Source organism: Neoroseomonas soli (genome assembly GCF_018129065.1).
GTDB lineage: Bacteria > Pseudomonadota > Alphaproteobacteria > Acetobacterales > Acetobacteraceae > Neoroseomonas > Neoroseomonas soli.
Map to the genome: position 1 here is coordinate 1 of NZ_JAAEDM010000085.1, position 16,984 is coordinate 16,984.

16 protein-coding genes and 1 pseudogene are annotated in these 16,984 nt (G+C 70.0%); 6 read left to right on the forward strand and 11 right to left on the reverse strand.

Features of this window, described 5'->3' with window-relative positions; translation table 11 throughout:
* From GXW76_RS21270 to GXW76_RS21285, 4 genes and pseudogenes are all read right to left on the reverse strand, one after another.
* Positions 1-698 (reverse strand): annotated as a pseudogene (locus GXW76_RS21270) (hypothetical protein); the annotation flags it as partial.
* Positions 695-1,594: a cation diffusion facilitator family transporter gene (locus GXW76_RS21275; RefSeq protein ID WP_211864131.1), complete on the reverse strand. Its 900-nt coding sequence runs from the start codon at positions 1,592-1,594 to the stop codon at positions 695-697. The gene GXW76_RS21275 and the pseudogene GXW76_RS21270, both read right to left, overlap by 4 nt.
* A 26-nt stretch (positions 1,595-1,620) precedes the next feature.
* Positions 1,621-5,112 carry a methionine synthase gene (gene metH / locus GXW76_RS21280; protein WP_211864116.1) on the reverse strand — a complete coding sequence of 1,164 codons (3,492 nt, stop codon included), beginning with the start codon at positions 5,110-5,112 and terminating at the stop codon, positions 1,621-1,623.
* 10 nt (positions 5,113-5,122) lie between these two features.
* Positions 5,123-6,061, reverse strand: coding sequence for an ArsR/SmtB family transcription factor (locus GXW76_RS21285; RefSeq protein WP_211864117.1), 939 nt, complete (start codon positions 6,059-6,061; stop codon positions 5,123-5,125).
* Between the two features lie 43 nt (positions 6,062-6,104).
* Between GXW76_RS21285 and GXW76_RS21290 the strand changes: the two genes are divergently transcribed.
* Positions 6,105-6,461, forward strand: a complete 357-nt coding sequence (locus GXW76_RS21290) for a hypothetical protein (RefSeq protein ID WP_211864118.1) — start codon at positions 6,105-6,107, stop codon at positions 6,459-6,461.
* Positions 6,462-6,465: 4 nt separating this feature from the next.
* Here the strand turns inward: GXW76_RS21290 and GXW76_RS21295 are convergent, their stop codons facing one another.
* The 7 genes from GXW76_RS21295 to GXW76_RS21325 all read right to left on the reverse strand — a co-directional run bounded on the left by GXW76_RS21295 (position 6,466) and on the right by GXW76_RS21325 (position 12,365).
* On the reverse strand, positions 6,466-6,789 hold the full coding sequence (locus tag GXW76_RS21295) for a hypothetical protein (protein WP_211864119.1): 324 nt from the start codon (positions 6,787-6,789) through the stop codon (positions 6,466-6,468).
* Between the two features lie 111 nt (positions 6,790-6,900).
* The gene (locus tag GXW76_RS21300) at positions 6,901-8,079 is read right to left on the reverse strand and encodes a glycosyltransferase family 87 protein (protein ID WP_211864120.1); all 1,179 of its coding nucleotides are present in this window, start codon (positions 8,077-8,079) and stop codon (positions 6,901-6,903) included.
* A complete protein-coding gene (locus GXW76_RS21305) occupies positions 8,076-8,600 on the reverse strand; it encodes a GNAT family N-acetyltransferase (protein ID WP_211864121.1) in 525 nt (174 codons plus the stop codon). The genes GXW76_RS21300 and GXW76_RS21305 overlap by 4 nt, the downstream gene beginning before the upstream one ends.
* A complete protein-coding gene (locus GXW76_RS21310; protein ID WP_211864122.1) occupies positions 8,600-9,787 on the reverse strand; it encodes an amidase in 1,188 nt (395 codons plus the stop codon). The genes GXW76_RS21305 and GXW76_RS21310 overlap by 1 nt, the downstream gene beginning before the upstream one ends.
* A gap of 135 nt (positions 9,788-9,922) precedes the next feature.
* Complete coding sequence (locus tag GXW76_RS21315; protein WP_211864123.1) at positions 9,923-11,302, reverse strand: esterase-like activity of phytase family protein; 1,380 nt, start codon at positions 11,300-11,302, stop codon at positions 9,923-9,925.
* A 98-nt stretch (positions 11,303-11,400) separates the two neighbouring features.
* Entirely contained in the window at positions 11,401-11,556 is a 156-nt protein-coding gene (locus GXW76_RS21320; protein WP_211864124.1) for a hypothetical protein, read from the reverse strand.
* An 89-nt stretch (positions 11,557-11,645) separates the two neighbouring features.
* A complete protein-coding gene (locus tag GXW76_RS21325) occupies positions 11,646-12,365 on the reverse strand; it encodes a GNAT family N-acetyltransferase (RefSeq protein WP_211864125.1) in 720 nt (239 codons plus the stop codon).
* A 94-nt stretch (positions 12,366-12,459) separates the two neighbouring features.
* Here GXW76_RS21325 and GXW76_RS21330 point away from each other — a divergent pair, with 94 nt between their 5' ends.
* The 5 genes from GXW76_RS21330 to GXW76_RS21350 form a co-directional block, all read left to right on the forward strand.
* Positions 12,460-13,269 carry a ferredoxin--NADP reductase gene (locus tag GXW76_RS21330; RefSeq protein WP_211864126.1) on the forward strand — a complete coding sequence of 270 codons (810 nt, stop codon included), beginning with the start codon at positions 12,460-12,462 and terminating at the stop codon, positions 13,267-13,269.
* A gap of 140 nt (positions 13,270-13,409) precedes the next feature.
* Positions 13,410-14,534, forward strand: coding sequence for a TRAP transporter substrate-binding protein (locus tag GXW76_RS21335; RefSeq protein WP_211864127.1), 1,125 nt, complete (start codon positions 13,410-13,412; stop codon positions 14,532-14,534).
* An 80-nt stretch (positions 14,535-14,614) separates the two neighbouring features.
* The gene (locus GXW76_RS21340) at positions 14,615-15,262 is read left to right on the forward strand and encodes a TRAP transporter small permease subunit (RefSeq protein WP_211864128.1); all 648 of its coding nucleotides are present in this window, start codon (positions 14,615-14,617) and stop codon (positions 15,260-15,262) included.
* Positions 15,263-15,274: 12 nt separating this feature from the next.
* Entirely contained in the window at positions 15,275-16,684 is a 1,410-nt protein-coding gene (locus tag GXW76_RS21345; protein ID WP_211864129.1) for a TRAP transporter large permease, read from the forward strand.
* A 13-nt stretch (positions 16,685-16,697) separates the two neighbouring features.
* Positions 16,698-16,984: hypothetical protein (locus GXW76_RS21350; RefSeq protein ID WP_211864130.1), on the forward strand; the 287-nt coding region annotated here is incomplete at its 3' end.

Here is a 16,984-nt window from a genome sequence, read left to right on the forward strand (position 1 = left end):
GGCGTGGCCGGCGTCGGCAGCGCGGCAAGGCGCTCGGGCGGCGGGATGGCCGGGGGTTCCGGCGGCGTGGGCAAAGCCGGCGCAGCCATGGCCGGCGGTTCGGGCGGCGGCGACAGGGCCTCCGCCATCTCCGGAAGCGGCGGAGCAGCTGGTGCCTCCGGGGCGGCGGGCACACTCGAAACGGGTGATGGCGGCGGGGATTCGGCCATCTCCGCGGGCGGCCCAGGGGTCGGTTCCTCGGGCGGCATGGGCGCTGCTGCGATGCGCGGCTCCGCCGGGGACGGCGGGGGTTCCAGCGCTTCGGGGCGCGGCTCGGCCTGCGTGACAGGCGGGGCTTGCGGCGTGATCGGCGGCGCCTCCGGCGCAACCGGTGTCGGTTCCGCGGCGGGGGACGGCGCTGACGCCTCGGCGAGCGCAGGCGTCGGCTCGGGCGGTGCGGCCGCCTCGGCCTGCGGATCGGCCGGGGGCGGCGTGCCCTCGGGGCCGGACCCGGTCTCGCCGCTGCGGGCTGCCGTGTCCTCGAAGACCAGCGCGACGCCCTCCGGGATGCCGGGCTCGTCGGGTGCCTGGCGGTCCGGCCAGAACAGCAAGGCGGCCAGCGCCGCGGCATGCAGTGCGGCAGAACCCCCCAGCGCGGCAGCCCAGAGGCCGAGCCGCGGCGCTACGCGGCGGGGCGGCTGCCGGGGCGGCGCCCTCACAGCACGGGGACGCCCTTCTGCTTGGCCTTGCCCTCGGGCTCGACATGGATGGTGATGATGGCGTCGCGCAACTCGGCCTTCAGCGCCGCCTCGACCCTGTCGCAGATGTCGTGCGATTCGCGCACCGTCATCGCCCCCGGCACGACCAGGTGGAATTCCAGGAAAGTATAGCGCCCGGCATGGCGGGAGCGCAGGTCGTGGGCCTCAAGCGCGCCCTCGGCTTCATTCGCGACGATGGCGCGGATGCGATCCAGCGTCTGGGAGGGCACAGCCTCGTCCATCAGCCCGCCGAAGCTCTCGCGCAGCAGCCGGAACCCGGAAAAGAGGATGTTCACCGCCGTCAGCGCCGCGAGCAGCGGGTCAAGCCAGAGGATACCCGTCAGCGCCACCAGCCCCACGCCAACGACGACGCCCACGGAGGTCACGACATCCGACCAGAGGTGCCGCGCATCGGCGATCAGCGCCGGCGAGCGCAACGCCCTGCCCCGCCGCATCAGATGCATGGCCCAGAGCGCGTTGACGCCGCTCGCCAGGACCGACACGCCGAGGCCCAACTTCGCCTGCTCGGGTGCGTGCGGGCTGGCGAGCGCTCCCCAGGCCTGGTGCAGGATCAGCAGCGCCGCGACGATGATCAGCGCGCCTTCCAGCACGGCGGAGAAGTATTCCGCCTTCGCATGCCCATAGGGGTGGTTGGCGTCCGCCGGCAGCGAGGAATAGGCCACCGCCGCGAGCGCAGCCACCGCAGCGGCCACGTTCACGATCGATTCCATCGCATCCGCCATCAGCGCGACGCTGCCGGTGAGCCACCAGGCGACTCCCTTCAGCGCCAACACCGCGACGGCCACGACCACGCTGCTCAATGCGAGCAGCATGGCCTGGCTGATCTTGCCGTTCATCATGCCCGGGGTTTACCCGACCCCGGCTAGACGGAGAAGTACTTCGCCCGCGGGTGGTGCAGCACGATCGCGCTGGTGGACTGTTCCGGATGGAGCTGCCACTCGTCGCTGATCGTGACCCCGATCCGCTCGGCGCCCAATAGCCTCAGCAGCGGTTCCTGGTCCTCGAGCCGCGGGCAGGCCGGATAGCCGAAGGAATAGCGCCCGCCGCGATAGTGCTGCTGCAACATGCGGTCCATGTCGCGGTCGTCCTCTCCGGCGAAGCCCCATTCGGCGCGGATGCGCTTGTGGGTGTATTCCGCCATCGCCTCCGCCATCTCGACCGACAGGCCGTGCAGGTAGAGGTAGTCCTGGTAGCGGTTGTCCTCGAACCACTCCCGCGCGATGTCGGACGCCTTCTGGCCGACGGTGACGACCTGCAAGCCGATCACGTCGCGGCCGTCATCGATGTCGGTCACGAAGTCGGCGATGCACTCGCCGTCCTCCCTGGGCTGGCGCGGCAGGGTGAAACGGCAGGCTTCGGTGACGCCGTCCTCCTCGAACAGGACGAGGTCGTTCCCCTGTCCCGCGCACTTCCAGTAGCCGTAGATCGCCTGCGGACGCAGGATCTCCTGCTCCGCGGTCAGCGCGAGCATGCGCTTCAGCACCGGGCGCAGTTCCTGCTTCGCCCAGCCGAGGAAGTCGTCGAGCGACCGCCCCTGCTTCCGGAACCCCCACTGGAATTGATACAGGCTCCGCTCGTTGATGAAGGGCACGACGGCCTTGGGCGCCGCCTCGATCGCGCGAGCGCCCCAGAAGGGCGGCGTCGGCGTGGTCGTCTCGGTATTGACGCGGCGGCGGCGGGCCTGGGCGTAGTTCACGTCCACCGGCGCGAAGCCGCGCGGATCGGCCTGGCCGAGCACGCGCTTCTCGTTGCGGGCCCTGCCGACGCGCTTGGCCTGCACGGCGCCGAGATAGTCGTCGAACCCGTTGCCGACCACCTTGTCCATCAGGTGCAGGCCGTCGAAGGCATCCCGCGCATAGGCCACGCGCCCGGCGGCGTAGGCCTTGACGCAATCGTCCTCGACATAGTTGCGCGTCAGCGCCGCGCCGCCGAGCATGACGGGAATGTCGAGGCTCTGCCGCGACATCTCCTCCAGGTTCTCGCGCATCACCACGGTGGACTTCACCAGCAGGCCGGACATGCCGATGGCATGCGCGCGGTGTTCCTTCGCCGCCGCCACCATGTCCGCGAGCGGCACCTTGATGCCGAGATTGACCACCCGATACCCGTTGTTGGTCAGGATGATGTCCACCAGGTTCTTGCCGATGTCGTGCACGTCGCCCTTCACGGTGGCGAGCACGATCGTGCCCTTCTCCTGCCCCGCGGCGCGCTCCATGTGCGGCTCGAGGTAGGCGACGGCGGCCTTCATCGTCTCCGCGGATTGCAGCACGAAGGGCAACTGCATCTTGCCCGCGCCGAACAGTTCGCCGACCACCTTCATCCCGTCGAGCAGGACGTTGTTGATGATGTCGAGCGGCGCGATGCCCTTCGCCAGCGCATCCGCGAGTTCGTCGTCCAGCCCCTTGCGGTCGCCGTCCACGATGCGGTCCTTGAGGCGGCCTTCGACCGTCTCGGCCTTCTTCTTCGCCGTGGCATCGGCGGCCTTACGGCCGGCGAAGATCTCCAGCAGCTTCTGGAGCGGGTCGTAGTCCTCGGTGCGGCGGTCGTAGATCAGGTCCTCGGCGACCTTCGCCTCCTCGGGCGGGATCTGGTGCAGCGGCTTGATCTTGCTGACATGCACGATCGCGCCTGTCATGCCGGCCTTCACGGCGTGATCGAGGAACACGCTGTTCAGCACATGCCGCGCGGCCGGGTTGAGGCCGAAGGAGATGTTCGACAGGCCGAGGATGATCTGGATGTCCGGGAATTCCTCCCGGATCATGCGGATGCCTTCCAGCGTCCACAGGCCGAGCTTGCGATCGTCCTCATTGCCCGTCGCGATGGTGAAGGTCAGCGGGTCGATCAGCAGGTCGGATTGCGGCAGGCCGTGCCGGTTGCAGGCGAAGTCCACGAGGCGCCGCGCGATGCGCAGCTTGTCCTCGGCGGTCTTGGCCATGCCGACCTCGTCGATGGTCAGCGCGATGACGCCGGCACCGAACTTCTTCGCGAGGATCATGCGGTCCGTCGCATGGCCCTCCCCGTCCTCGAAGTTGATCGAGTTGATGATCGGCTTGCCGCCATGCAGCTTCAGCGAGGCCTCGATCACCGGCGTCTCGGTGGAATCGATCACCAGCGGGGCGTTCACGCTGCTGGTGAAGCGGCGGATCACCTCGCTCATCTCGCCGAGTTCGTCGCGCCCGACGAAGGCGGTGCAGATGTCGAGGGAGTTCGACCCTTCCTGCACCTGCTCGCGCCCCATGGCGACGCAGCCATCCCAGTCATGCGCCGCCTGGCGTTCGCGCCAGGCCTTGGAACCATTGGCGTTGCAGCGCTCGCCGATGGAGAAATAGGCATTCTCCTGCCGCAGCGGCACGGCGGTGTAGAGAGAAGCCACCGACGGCACCCACACCGGCTTGCGCGGCACCGGCACCGGGCGTGCAGCCGCACCGCCGAGCTTCCGCAGCATCGCGTCCAGCGCCTGGATATGCGGCGTCGAGGTGCCGCAGCAGCCGCCGATCAGGTTCAGCCCGTCCTCGGTGACGAAGCGTTCCATCCAGGACGCGAGTTCCGCCGCGCTCAGCGGGTAGTGCGTCTTGCCGTCCACCAGTTCCGGCAGGCCGGCATTGGGCTGGCAGGAGATCAGCCCAGGCCAGTTCTGCGACAGAAAGCGGACGTGCTCGGCCATCTCCTGCGGGCCGGTGGCGCAGTTCAGCCCCATCAGCGGCACGTCGAGCGAATGGATCACCGCCGCCGCCGCGCTGATGTCGGGGCCGACCAGCAGCGTGCCGGTCGTCTCCACCGTCACCTGCACGAAGACGGGAACGTCCGACTTCGCCTCGGCGCGCGCGATCTTCGCCGCGTTCACCGCGGCCTTGATGAACAGCGTATCCTGGTTCGTCTCGGTCAGGAGCGCATCCGCGCCGCCCGCGATCAGGCCGCGGCACTGCACGACCAGCGCCGCTTCCAGCGCATCATAGGTGATGTTGCCGAGCGAGGGCAGCTTCGTCCCCGGCCCGATGTCGCCGATCACCCAGCGATGGCGGCCATCCGCGAAGGATTCCGCCGCCTCGCGCGCGATCTCGACCGCCGCCTTGTTCAGTTCGAAGGCGCGGTCCCCGAGTTCGAACTCGGCCAGCGTCACCGGCGAACCGCCGAAGGAATTGGTCAGCACCATGTCGGCGCCGGCCTCGTAGTAGCCGCGGTGGATCTCGCGCACGACATCGGGGCGCGAGAGGCACAGCACGTCCGTGCAGTTCTCCTTGCCCCAGAAGTCGCGCTCCACATCCAGGTCCATCACCTGCACGCGGCTGCCCATGCCCCCGTCGCAGAGCAAAACACGGTCACGAAGGGCGTCGAGAAGATGCGGGCGGGACATGGCGTGACCCTCAGTAGGACAGGACGGTGGCGTGCTGGGTCTTGCGTTCCGCGACCCAGAGGCGGACGGGCAGCGCGCCCGGAATGGTCTCGCTGCGCGCGGTGGCGCAGCCGGTGGCGCCGAGCCAGCCGGCGATCTCGGCATCGTCGAAGCCAGGCCAGCGATGCGCATGCGCGCCGAGCAGGTCCGCGCGCTGATGCGGCGCGAGATCGACGATCAGCATCACCCCGCCCGGCTTCAGCACGCGCCCGGCCTCGGCCAGCGCGGCGGCGGGGTCCTCGGCGTAGTGCAGCACCATCTGCAAGGTGACGGCGTCGAAGGAGGCATCGGCCAGCGGCAGCCGGTACATGTCCGCCTGCCGCACCGTCAGGTGCGCGTGCCCGTGTTCCACCAGCCGCGTGCGGGCGAGCGCCAGCATGTCGCGGGAGGCATCGACGCCGACGCCTTCCTCGATGCGCGAGGCCAGCATTTCCAGCAGACCCCCCGTGCCGCAGCCGATGTCGAGCAACCGCCCGACCCGCGCCGGCAGGGCGCCGAGCAGCGCCGCCTCGATCTCCGCCCCCGGCAGGCCGAGGGCGCGCACCTCGTCCCAATCGGCACCGTGGCGACGGAAGGATTCGGACGCCACCCGGGCGCGTTCCGCGGCAAGCCGCGCCGCCGCGCGCCGGTCGGCAGCGAGCAGCGGGTCATCCTCCGGCAGGCGCGCGAGGATCTGCCGTGCGAGATCCGCCTCCGACGGCACCTGGAACCAGGCATTCGCCCCTTCCGGCGTGCGGACCAGCAGCCCGCCCTCGACCAGCAGCTTCAGGTGGCGGGACAGCCGCGGCTGCGACTGGCCGAGGATCGCCACGAGATCCGAGACGCACCACGCCCCCCGCGCGCAGAGCGCGAGCAGGCGCAGCCTCGTCGGCTCGGCGGCGGCCCGGAGTTGCGCGAGGAGTTCATCCATGGGCTGGACATAGTCATAAAGATATCCTTATGTCCAGCAGGTGATGCAGACCGACCCGCGCATTCCCGTGACGATCCTGCCCGACGGCGACAGCCTCGCGGCATGGCTCGGCGCCGATGGCCCGGCGGCGTTGCTGACCGACGCGGCGGAACCGCTGCCGGGCTTCGCTGCCACGGAACGCTTCGCGCCCCGCCCCGCCCACCGCTTCGGCTGCGCCTGCTGCGCGGGGCGCTCGGCGGCGGCGGTGGCGCTCGACCGGCTGTTCCAGGGGCGCGCGCGCAATCCCGCTGGCTGGTTCGACCGCGTGGCCGTGTTCGCGGCTTCGGTAGCGGCGCGCCAGGAGGTCGCGGCGGCGCTGCGGGAGGATGTGCTCTCCCGCGCCCGCTACCGCCCGGCCTGACGGGTCACTCCGGCTTCGGCCGCAGCCCGGAGCGTGGCAGGCCGTGTTGCTTGCTCGGCCCGGTCCGGTCGAGGTCGAGCGGCCCCGCAAGCTGCTGCAAGGCGAGCGTGATGCGCCGCAGCAGCGTCTCCTCGGCGCCAGGCATCCCTTCCTCGACCGCGACGGAGATGTCGGCGGCGTCGTATTCCCAGCGCTGCAGGATCTCGATCTTCTGATGGTCCGACAGCAGCGCATGGCCGAGCACCGCCTCAGGCGAGGCGAATTCCGCGGCCGGGTTCATCAGGGCCCGTTCGAAATCCGGCAGGGCCGCCGGGTCACGTGCGGTCAAGGCGGCACCTCCCCTCGTTTCGTGGGCGGCGGAGGGGCCGCCCGATCCTATGAGACGCACATGGCGCGCCGGGACCCGCGGCGCAACGCTTCCTGCCGCCAACTGGCGCAGTCACGTGGATCGCAGCCGGACGAGCCGCCGGAGCGCGACACCGAAGACGATCAGGTAGGCAGCCGGCGCAATCATGCCCGTCCGGAACACCATCCCCAGCGCGGGCAGGCCGACGCTCAGGATGAGGAACGCGGCCTCGCCGGGAAGCGGCCCGTCGCGCAGCATCGCCCGGCACAGGAAGGCCGCCGCCACCGTCGCGGCGAGGACGTCATAGGGAAACATGTAGGGCGTTACGAGGAACGACGCCGAGATCGTCATCGCGCCCCGCACCTCCGGCGACGCAGGGTAGCGCCAGGAGATCGCCGCCGCGACCGCCGCAGCCGACGCCACCGCCCCATGCACGGCCCAGGCAAGGCAGGCATCGCCCGAGGCTCGCTTCACGACTCCATAAACGCTTTGGAGCGTGTCGAACGCCGCCCCGCCGCCGAGATGCGCCTCGCCCGCCGTGCCGACGCCGGCCAGGAAGGCGAACCAGGTCCCCGGCCCGAATGCCAGCGCCGACATCAGACCGAGAAGAACGACCGTCGCCGCCGCGCTGCCGAATGTTCGCCAGTAGCCACCCACAACAAGGAACAGCGGCATCAGCACGCCGAACTGCGGCTTCACGCTGAGCAGGCCGATGAAGAGGCCCGCGAGCACCGGCCTCGTGTCGATGACGGCGAGGGCAAGGCCGAACAGAGCGGCCGTGAGGAAACTGTTCTGCCCATGCCAGGCGCAGATCAGCGCCGCGGGACAGGCCAGGGCCAGGAACCCCGCCCCCGCAACCCGCGGCAGCACGACGCGGATGGCAGCGGCGAAGCAGAGCGCGCCCACCACGATCCAGGCCAAGAAGGCCGCCGGATAGGACGGCAGCGCGAAGGGCCACAGGATCAGCAGGAAGCTCGGCGGGTTCCACCAGCCCAGCGGCAGGGCGAAGCCTTGCGCGCCGAACGCCTCGTAGGCGGCGACGAAGGCGGCGTGATCGTAGGCGGTGCCGGCCACACCGTCATGCGCCAACCGCGCAGCCGTCCAGAATGCGAGGAAGTCGAAGCGCCGCGGGCCGCCGTCGGGCGCTAGGAACCACGCCCCGGCCGAGAAGGTGCCCGCCAGCAGCACCAAATAGGCGACAACCAGCGCGCCGGCGGCGAAGAACACGACAGGCGGGATGCCCGCCGATCCACGCGCGCCCGGCTGGTTCATCCGGGCAGCGGCCGCTCCCCCTCCCCCAACGCCTTCTGCATCTGCACCACATCGACCCAGCGGCCGAACTTCATCCCGACCGCCTTCAGCACGCCGACCTGGCGGAAGCCGAGCGAGACGTGCAGCCCGATCGAGCCGACATTCTCCGAATCGCCGATCACCGCGACCATCTGGCGGACGCCCTTCGCCTCGGCATGGGCCAGCAGCTCCGCCACCAACGCCTTGCCGACGCCCTGGCCGCGGATGTCGTTGCGGACATAGACGGAGTCCTCGGCGGTGAAGCGATAGGCCGAGCGTTCCCGGAACGGCGCGTAATAGCCGTAGCCGAGCACCCGCCCGGCCTCATCCACCGCCACCAGCCAAGCGCAACCCTGGCCCTGCACCTTGGCGATGCGGGCGGCCATGTCCTCCTCGGTCGGCGGCTCCTCCTCGAAGGTTCCGGTGCCGTGCAGCACATGGTGGCCGTAGATGGCGGTGATGGCCGGCAGGTCGGCGCGGCCGGCGTCGCGAACCGTCACCATTACGCGGACAGCCCCGCCGCGACGGCGACGCGCTCCGCGAGCGCCAGCAGCGCGCGGTCCCGCCCCGGTGCGGCGACCAGCGACAGCCCTACCGGCGCGTCGCCCACCCGCCCGGCCGGGATCGTCACTTCCGCCAGGCCGCAGAGGCCGGCGATCGCGGTCACGCCCATGGTCCGTTCGCGCACCGCGTTCTGCTCGGACAGGGAGGCGCTGAGCAGCGGCGCCGGCGCGGGAGAGGTCGGATAGACCATCACCGCCCCGCCCGCGAGCAGCCCGCGCAGCCGCGCCTGCGCCACGCGGCGGAAGGCGCGCCCGGCCTCGGCCTTGGCCGGGTCCATCGCCTTGGCGGCGGCGAAGCGTTCCTTCACGCCCGGCCCGAAGGCCGGCCGCGCCGCCTCGATCCACGGGCCGAGGCTGGTCCAGGCCTCCACCGCCTGGGCGCAGCGGAAATGTTCGTAGAACTCGTCCAGCCCCTCGGGTGCCACATGCACGGCCAGGGCGTGGCCGAGCAGCGATTCCGCCGCAGCCAACCCGTCGCCCAGCGCCGCGGCGACGGCCGGCTCGGCATTCACCCACGCTTCCTGGACCTTCAGCAGCGGGCCGAGCGGCCCCTCCCCGCCCGGCGGCAGCAGCACCTCCCCCGCGCGGCGCAGGATCGAGGCGCGCGCGGTGAACCACCCCGCCGTGTCGTAGGCCGGCCCGAGCGGGCAGGCGCCGGTCAGGCTGACCGCGCCCCAGGAGGGCCGGATGCCGTAGATGCCGCAATAGGAAGCCGGGATGCGCACCGACCCGCCGGTGTCCGATCCCATGGCGATGTCGCAGAGCCCCGCCGCCACCGCCGCGGCCGAACCGCATGAGGATCCTCCAGGGAAACGGTCCGGCGCCGCGGGGTTGGTGGGCGTCCCGTACCAGACATTCTCGCCGGTCAACCCATAGGCGAGTTCGACGGTCTTGGTCTTGCCGACCAGCCGCGCACCGGCCTCGAGCAGCGCGGCCACCACGCCCGCGTCGGAGGTCGCCGGCGGATGGGTGCGCGCCCAATCGGGATTGCCGTAGCCGGTCACGCTGCCGGCGACGTCGTAGAGATCCTTCACCGCGAAGGTCAGGCCGGCAAGCGGGCCTTCGCTGGCCCCCGCACGCTCGGTCCGCGCCCCCGGGACGAAAGCTCCCACCCGATCCTCGACCATCCTCGCACCTCCGTCGTCACGGAGCGTTGAAAGTGGACCGTGGGCGGCGCGCTGACAACATCGGCGCGCCGCCCTGCCTGCCATCATTTGCCGAGGCCCGGCGGGGCCCCGGGGCATTGCGGCCTTCCGGCCGGGTCAGCGCGCGCGCAGGAAGTCGCTCACGCGCAGCAGGATGAACTCGTTGTCGTCGGCGCGCGTCAGGTGGCGGCCGGCGCTGAAGGGCAGGTTGTTGTCGTTGCCGACGATGATGTGGTCGGCATCGACCATCGCCACGTCCTCGATGGTGAAGAACGGGAAGGCGAAGCGGTCGTTGGGCGCGCCCTGCGGCCGGTCGCCGCGCTGGCGCGCCACGTTGTTCGGGTCGCGGATCGCCATCAGGTCGATATGCCCGATCTTGCGCACGAAGCCTTCCGCATCGGTGGCGCCGAGGTCGATCAGGTACACCCGCTTGAAGCGCGCCGGGTTCGGGAAGCAGGGGCGCTCGGCCGTGCTCTGCGTGCCCTGCGCGCACGCCAGGCCCGGGTCGCCCTCCCCGTTGTCGCGCTCGATCACCAGGGCGCGGCGGTCGTCGATCATGTTGAAGTCGCCGATCGCGGTCGCGCCCTCTTCCAGGCGGTAGCGCAGCACGCGGCCGGTCCAGGCGGCGCGGGCGGTGTCGAATTCCAGCACGCGCAGGAAGCGGCCCTCGGCCTGGTCGGAATTCGGCGCATAGAGCGGCTGCTCCAGCATCGCATAGAGCCGCGAGCCGTCCGGCGAGGCCGCCATGCCCTCATACCCGCCCGAGCGGCGCACGCGGAACGGCACGCCCTGGGTCGGGTTCGCGGGCACCGAGAAGGCCGGATGGTCGGGCGAGCGCAGCGGCTGGCCGTCCATCTGCGTCTCGACCACGCGAAGCACGCGCCCTTCGGCATCCACGTGCAGCAGGTAGGGGCCGAATTCCTCGCCGATCCAGAAGGTGCCGTCCGGCATCGGCTGGATCGATTCGAGATCGAAGTCGGAGCCCGTCAGGTAGCGGCGGTCCGTGGCGTCGCCGACGATGGCGAAGGGCACGATGCGGTTCGGGTCGGACAGGAAGATGGTGCGTTCCACCGTGACCCGGCCGGTGCCGAAGTCCGGGCGGACCTTGTGGAACATCAGCATCGCGTCGGGGCTGTTGCGGCGGTTGCCAAAGCCGTTGTCGGTCAGCACCCAGTAGGAACCCGCCTCCCCGCGCACCGGCGAGATGCCGGAGAAGCCCTGCACCGGCTGGCCGCGGAACGGCAGGGCGAGGCCGGTGCGGCGGCTGCCATAGGCCGGGCCGGTATCGGCCGGGGCGGAACCGATCGCCTCGTTGCGCAGGTTGCCCGCGCCGGTGAAGCGGCCGGACACGGCGAAGCCGCGCGGCGCGTCCTCGGGCGGGGCGGTGAAGGTCGCGGCCGGCAGCACGGCCTGGCCGGCGAGCGTCGCCTCAATGCGCTGGTCGGCAAGGGCCGGCCCGGCGATGAAGAGTGCGGTGGCGAGAAGGATGCGGCGCATGAAACCCCCGGATGTTGCGAACCGGGGGCGCGTTTAGGCGGGCGGGATTGCGGCCGCGTGTCCGTCGCGTTGCGGCTCCGCGAAACCGCGCGCCGCGTTCAGTTCAGGTTCAGCAGCGCGGCCTTGACGCCGAGCGCGGCGATGAAGGCTGCGACGATCGCCGCACCTTCCCCGAAGCGCCGCGCGGCGGCGAAAGCCAGGGTGCCGAGGATCAGGGCCCAGCAGGCGATTTCGCCCAGGCTCGGTTCCACCATCGGACCCTCCCTACGCGGACATCTGTCCTGCGTGTCATATACAGGAAATGATGCCCCGGAGCGAGGATTTCCTTACGTTTCGGCCCGGTTCAGCCGCGGAGGGCGGCAAGGCCACGCTTCGGACGGCCGTCGGCGCCCCAGTTGGCATCGTCCAGCCAGGCGGCGATGGCATCCCGGCGGGCGGGCCACTCATCGTCCAGGATCGAGAACCAGGCGGTGTCCCGCCGCCTTCCCTTGACCACGAGAACGTTGCGAAGCGTGCCCTCGTAGGTGAAGCCGAGCCGTTCCGCCGCGCGCCGCGACGGCATGTTGAGCGCATTGCACTTCCACGTCAGGCGCCGGTAGCCGAGTTCGTCCATGGCGTGGCGCATGAGCAGGAACATCGCCTCGGTCGCCGCCCGCGTGCGCTGCATGCGCGGGGAGAACCAGATGTGGCCGATCTCGATATGCGCGTGGGCGGGAAAGATCTCCATCAGCGTCAGCCAGCCGTCGGCGGTGCCGGTCGCGTGCGGGCGGACGGCAAAGGCCATCGGGTCGTGGGTGGCGGCGAAGGATGCGACATGGGTGCGCATTGCCGCCTCCGAGCCGAAGGGCCCGTAGCCGAGATAGGCCCAGGAGGCCTCCGCCCCCGGCGCCTGCGCGGCGCGGAAGAGTTCGGGCGCATGGCGCACGTGCAGCGGCTCAAGGTCCACGGACCTGCCGCGATGCGGGGTGCGGGCCGGCAGCGGCCGCGGCGTGGCGTCCACCAGCGGGCCCACGGGCGGATTGGTCTCGGGGTCGACGGGGACCCCTTCGGGCAGGTCGGTCATGCGTGCAGGAGAAACCGGCTCTTGCGCCGGCGCAAGGACGGAACCCCGTTTCCTGTTGCATGCAGCATCGCAGCGCAGCAAGAACACCCCCGTCATGAACGATGCCCCCGCCCCTGCCGCCCCCGTCATCCCGGCCGCCTATTTCGGCGAGCAGGTGACCTGGGTGCACCACTGGACCGAACACCTCTTCTCCTTCCGCTGCACGCGGGACACGGCGTTCCGCTTCCGCGCGGGGGAATTCGCCATGATCGGCCTGATGGTGAACGGCAAGCCGCTGGTGCGCGCCTATTCCATGGCGAGCCCGCCCTGGGACGAGGAACTCGAATTCCTCTCGATCAAGGTGCAGGACGGGCCGCTGACCTCCCGCCTCCAGCACATCCGGGTGGGCGACACGGTGCTGGTCGGGAAGAAGCCGACCGGCACGCTGGTGACGGACAACCTCAAGCCCGGCCGGACGCTCTGGCTGCTGGCGACGGGCACCGGCCTCGCGCCCTTCCTGAGCCTGTCGCGCGAGCCCGAGGTCTATGACCGCTTCGAGAAGGTCGTGGTCGCCCATACCGTCCGCCAGGTCGCCGAACTCGCGCATCGCGAACTGTTCGAGAAGGACCTGCCGGAGCATGAATTCCTTGGCGAGATGGTCCGCGGCAAGCTGCTCTACTACCCCTCGGTGACGCGGGAGCCCTTCCGCACCCAGGGCCGCATCACCACGCTGGTCGAGAGCGGGAAGATCTTCGCCGACCTCGGCCTGCCGCCGCTGGACCCGGAACACGATCGCGTCATGCTCTGCGGCTCCGAGGCCATGAATCGCGATTGCAAAGCCATGCTCGAAGCTCGTGGTTTCGAGGAAGGCGCCAACAACGCGCCCGGGACCTACGTGGTCGAGAAGGCATTCGTTACGAAATAAAAGCATTTCCATTGCGCGTGACGGCGACTGCGCGCTCGAATTCCGCCATTGCAGGACGCCGCCGCGTCACATATTTCTGCTTCCAAGACGAAAGCGCCGGAATCGGCCTGCCGCCGGTCCGGCATCTTGGGAGGAAAGTAATGACGGACGAAAATACGCCGGTCCCGGCGCGTCGTGGCTTCCTGAAGGCTGCCGCCGTGGGCGGCGTCGGTGCCGCCGTTCTGGCGACCCCCAGTGTCAGCCGGGCACAGACCGTGACCCTGCGCTTCCAGTCCACCTGGCCGCAGCGCGACATCTTCCACGAATTCGCCCAGGACTACGTGACGCGCGTCAACACGCTGGCGGGCGGGCGCCTGCGCGTGGAATTGCTCGCTGCCGGCGCGGTGGTCGGCGCCTTCCAGCTCATGGACGCGGTCTCGGCCGGCACGCTCGACGGCGGCCATGGCGTGACCGCCTATTGGTGGGGCAAGAACCCGGCCTTCAGCCTGTTCGGCACCTGCCCGCCCTGGTTCGGCGACGCCAACCACCTGCTGGGCTGGTTCTACCATGGCGGCGGCGACGCCCTGTACCGCGAGCTGATGCAGAACGTGGTGCGCGCCAACGTCATCGGCTACCTGACCGGCCCGATGCCCGGCCAGCCGCTCGGCTGGTTCAAGCAGCCGGTGGAACGGCCGGAGCAACTGCGCGGCCTCAAGTACCGCACCGTCGGGCTGAACGCCGAGGTGGCGACGAACCTCGGCATGGCCGTGGTCAGCCTGCCGGGCGGGGAGATCGTCCCGGCGCTCGAGCGCGGCGTGATCGACGCGGCGGAGTTCAACAACCCCTCCTCCGACCGTGTGCTCGGCTTCCCGGACGTCGCCAAGGTCTACATGGTCGGCAGCTACGGCCAGCCGGTGGAATCCTTCGAGGTCCTGTTCAACAAGACCAAGGTGGAAGCCCTGCCGCAGGAACTCCAGCAGGTGCTGCGCATCTCCGCCGAGGCGGCATCCGCCGAGATGTCCTGGAAGCTCCAGGACCGCTACACGCGCGACCTCGCGGCGATGACGTCTCAGCAGGGCGTGCGCGTGATGCAGACGCCGCGCCCGATCCTCGACGCGCAGCTGCGCGCCTGGGACCAGGTGCTGCAGAAGTACGAGGCCGACCCGCTGTTCAAGCGCATCTGCGACAGCCAGCGCGACTGGTGCCGCCGCGTCGGCGCCTACTTCCTGCGCTTCACGCCCTCGCCGGCGGCTTCGTACAACCACTTCTTCGCCCGCCAGGGCTGAAGGAGGACGCCGCCGCCCCCAAGCCGGGAAGGGGGCGGCGGCGCTTTCGTCTCCGCATCACGATCCGGGAATCCCCACCGATGCAGCGCCTGCTTCTCGGCATCGATCGGCTGAGCACGTTCGTGGGCCAGGTCTTCGCCTGGTCCATCATCGTGCTCACCTTCGTCGTCGTGTACGAGGTCTTCGCCCGCTACGCCTTCCGTGCGCCGACGACCTGGGCCTACGACGCATCCTACATGCTCTACGGCACGCTGTTCATGATGGCGGGCGCCTATGCGCTGGCGCGCAACGGGCATGTGCGCGGGGATTTCCTGTACCGGAACTTCCGCCCTTCCCTGCAGGCGAAGTTCGACCTGGTGCTCTACATCCTGTTCTTCTTCCCCGCGATCTTCGCCTTCATGATCTCGGGCTGGACCTTCGCCGCGCAGTCCTACGCGCAGCATGAACGCAGCATGTTCAGCCCTTCCGGGCCGGTGATCTGGCCCTTCAAGTTCCTCATCCCGGTCGTCGGCGTGCTGCTGCTGATCCAGGGCTTCGCGGAAGTGATGCGCTGCATCCAGTGCATCCGCACCGGGGCATGGCCGCAGCGGCTTTCGGATGTCGAGGAACTGGACCAGCAGATCCTTGCCGCCGCGGCGGAAAAGGACCCCGAGGAACTGGCCCGCGAAATGGCCAGGACCGGCCACATCCCCGGCGAGCGCGCCGGCGACGAACACACCGGACGCTGAGGCGGACCCAGGATGACCGATGGCGCGCTGGGGCTGCTGCAGCTCTTTCTCTTCCTCTTCTTCATCATGCTGGGCTTCCCGATCGCCTTCACGCTGATGGCGATGGGCCTGTTCTTCGGCTACCTCGGCATGGGGGAACGCATCTTCGACCTGCTGGTGCAGCGCACCTACTCGGTCATGGCGAATGATGTGCTCATCTCCGTCCCGCTCTTTGTGCTGATGGGCTACATCATCGAACGGGCGAACATCCTCGACCGGCTGTTCCGTTCGCTCCAGATGGCATCCGGCAACATCCCCGGCTCGCTGGCGGTCGCGACGCTCGTGACCTGCGCGCTGTTCGCCACCGCGACGGGCATCGTCGGCGCGGTGGTCACGCTGATGGGCCTGCTCGCCTTCCCGGCCATGCTGCGCGCGGGCTACGACGTGAAGCTCGCCTCGGGCGTGGTGGCCGCGGGCGGGTGCCTCGGCATCCTGATCCCGCCATCCATCATGCTGATCCTCTATGGCGCGACGGCGGGCGTCTCGGTGGTGCAGCTCTATGCCGCGGCCTTCATCCCGGGCGTGATGCTCGCGGTGCTCTACGTCGCCTATGCGATGGGCATCGCCATCGTGAAGCCCTCGGTCGCGCCGCGCCTGCCGCCGGATGAAGTGAACATCCCCTTCGGGAAGATCGCGCTGGCGCTCGTCACGTCCTTCATCCCGCTGGCGGCGCTGATCGCGATGGTGCTCGGCGCGATCCTGATGGGCCTCGCCACGCCGTCCGAGGCCGCGGCGATGGGCTCGCTCGGCTCCATCATCCTCGCCGTCGCCTACCGCTCCTTCACCTGGGCCAAGCTGAGGGAGAGCGTGTACCTCACTGCCCGCACCTCGGCGATGGTGTGCTGGCTGTTCGTCGGCTCGGCGATCTTCTCCTCGGTCTTCGGCTACCTCGGCGGGCAGGACCTGGTGGAGCAGTTCTTCAAGGGCCTGCCGCTCAACACCTTCACCTTCATGCTGCTGGCGCAGCTGCTGATCTTCGTGCTCGGCTGGCCGCTGGAATGGACGGAGATCATCGTCATCTTCGTGCCGATCTTCCTGCCGCTGCTGGACGATTTCGGCGTGGACCCGCTGTTCTTCGGCGTGCTGATCGCGCTGAACCTGCAGACCTCCTTCCTCTCGCCCCCGGTCGCCATGGCCGCCTTCTACCTGAAGGGCGTGGCGCCGAAGCACGTGAAGCTGGAGGACATCTTCAAGGGCTGCATGCCCTTCATCGGCATCGTCATCTTCACGATGTTCTGCGTGTACTTCGTCCCCGGCATCGTCACATGGCTGCCGGAACAGCTCTACGGCAATGTCGCGCCGGCAGACGGCGCCGCCCCGTCCTCGATCGAGGCCCCGCCCCCCGGCGGCTTCCAGGAAGACGAGGAGATCCGCCTCAACTGAGGCGGCAGAACCCATGGAGCAGGACGCGATCGCCCGCGCCGCCGCCTACCTGGCGGAAGCCTTCGAGACGGGAAACCCGCTCGCCCCCCTGCCCGAGGGGCTGCAGCCCGCAACCGTCGAGGACGGCGCCGAGATCGCCGGCGCCGCGCTCGATGCGCTCGGCCTCGCGCCCAATGGCCTGCGGCTCGCGCCCGGGCCGGGCGGGGTCATGGTGGCCGGCCCGATGCTCGGCACGCGCCTGGTCGCGAGCGGCACGCCGATCGCGCTCTCCACGCTGCGCCACCCGCGGCTGAGCGCCGC

What these genes read in the sequence shown, in the direction of transcription:
- GXW76_RS21315 (WP_211864123.1), bottom strand. Translation starts at nt 11,302, where the DNA reads ATGCGCCGCATCCTTCTCGCCACCGCACTCTTCATCGCCGGGCCGGCC.
- GXW76_RS21325 (WP_211864125.1), bottom strand. Translation starts at nt 12,365, where the DNA reads ATGACCGACCTGCCCGAAGGGGTCCCCGTCGACCCCGAGACCAATCCG.
- GXW76_RS21340 (WP_211864128.1), top strand. Translation starts at nt 14,615, where the DNA reads ATGCAGCGCCTGCTTCTCGGCATCGATCGGCTGAGCACGTTCGTGGGC.
- GXW76_RS21330 (WP_211864126.1), top strand. Translation starts at nt 12,460, where the DNA reads ATGAACGATGCCCCCGCCCCTGCCGCCCCCGTCATCCCGGCCGCCTAT.
- GXW76_RS21300 (WP_211864120.1), bottom strand. Translation starts at nt 8,079, where the DNA reads ATGAACCAGCCGGGCGCGCGTGGATCGGCGGGCATCCCGCCTGTCGTG.
- GXW76_RS21305 (WP_211864121.1), bottom strand. Translation starts at nt 8,600, where the DNA reads ATGGTGACGGTTCGCGACGCCGGCCGCGCCGACCTGCCGGCCATCACC.
- GXW76_RS21285 (WP_211864117.1), bottom strand. Translation starts at nt 6,061, where the DNA reads ATGGATGAACTCCTCGCGCAACTCCGGGCCGCCGCCGAGCCGACGAGG.
- GXW76_RS21310 (WP_211864122.1), bottom strand. Translation starts at nt 9,787, where the DNA reads ATGGTCGAGGATCGGGTGGGAGCTTTCGTCCCGGGGGCGCGGACCGAG.
- GXW76_RS21345 (WP_211864129.1), top strand. Translation starts at nt 15,275, where the DNA reads ATGACCGATGGCGCGCTGGGGCTGCTGCAGCTCTTTCTCTTCCTCTTC.
- GXW76_RS21335 (WP_211864127.1), top strand. Translation starts at nt 13,410, where the DNA reads ATGACGGACGAAAATACGCCGGTCCCGGCGCGTCGTGGCTTCCTGAAG.
- GXW76_RS21320 (WP_211864124.1), bottom strand. Translation starts at nt 11,556, where the DNA reads ATGGTGGAACCGAGCCTGGGCGAAATCGCCTGCTGGGCCCTGATCCTC.
- GXW76_RS21275 (WP_211864131.1), bottom strand. Translation starts at nt 1,594, where the DNA reads ATGAACGGCAAGATCAGCCAGGCCATGCTGCTCGCATTGAGCAGCGTG.
- metH (WP_211864116.1), bottom strand. Translation starts at nt 5,112, where the DNA reads ATGTCCCGCCCGCATCTTCTCGACGCCCTTCGTGACCGTGTTTTGCTC.
- GXW76_RS21290 (WP_211864118.1), top strand. Translation starts at nt 6,105, where the DNA reads ATGCAGACCGACCCGCGCATTCCCGTGACGATCCTGCCCGACGGCGAC.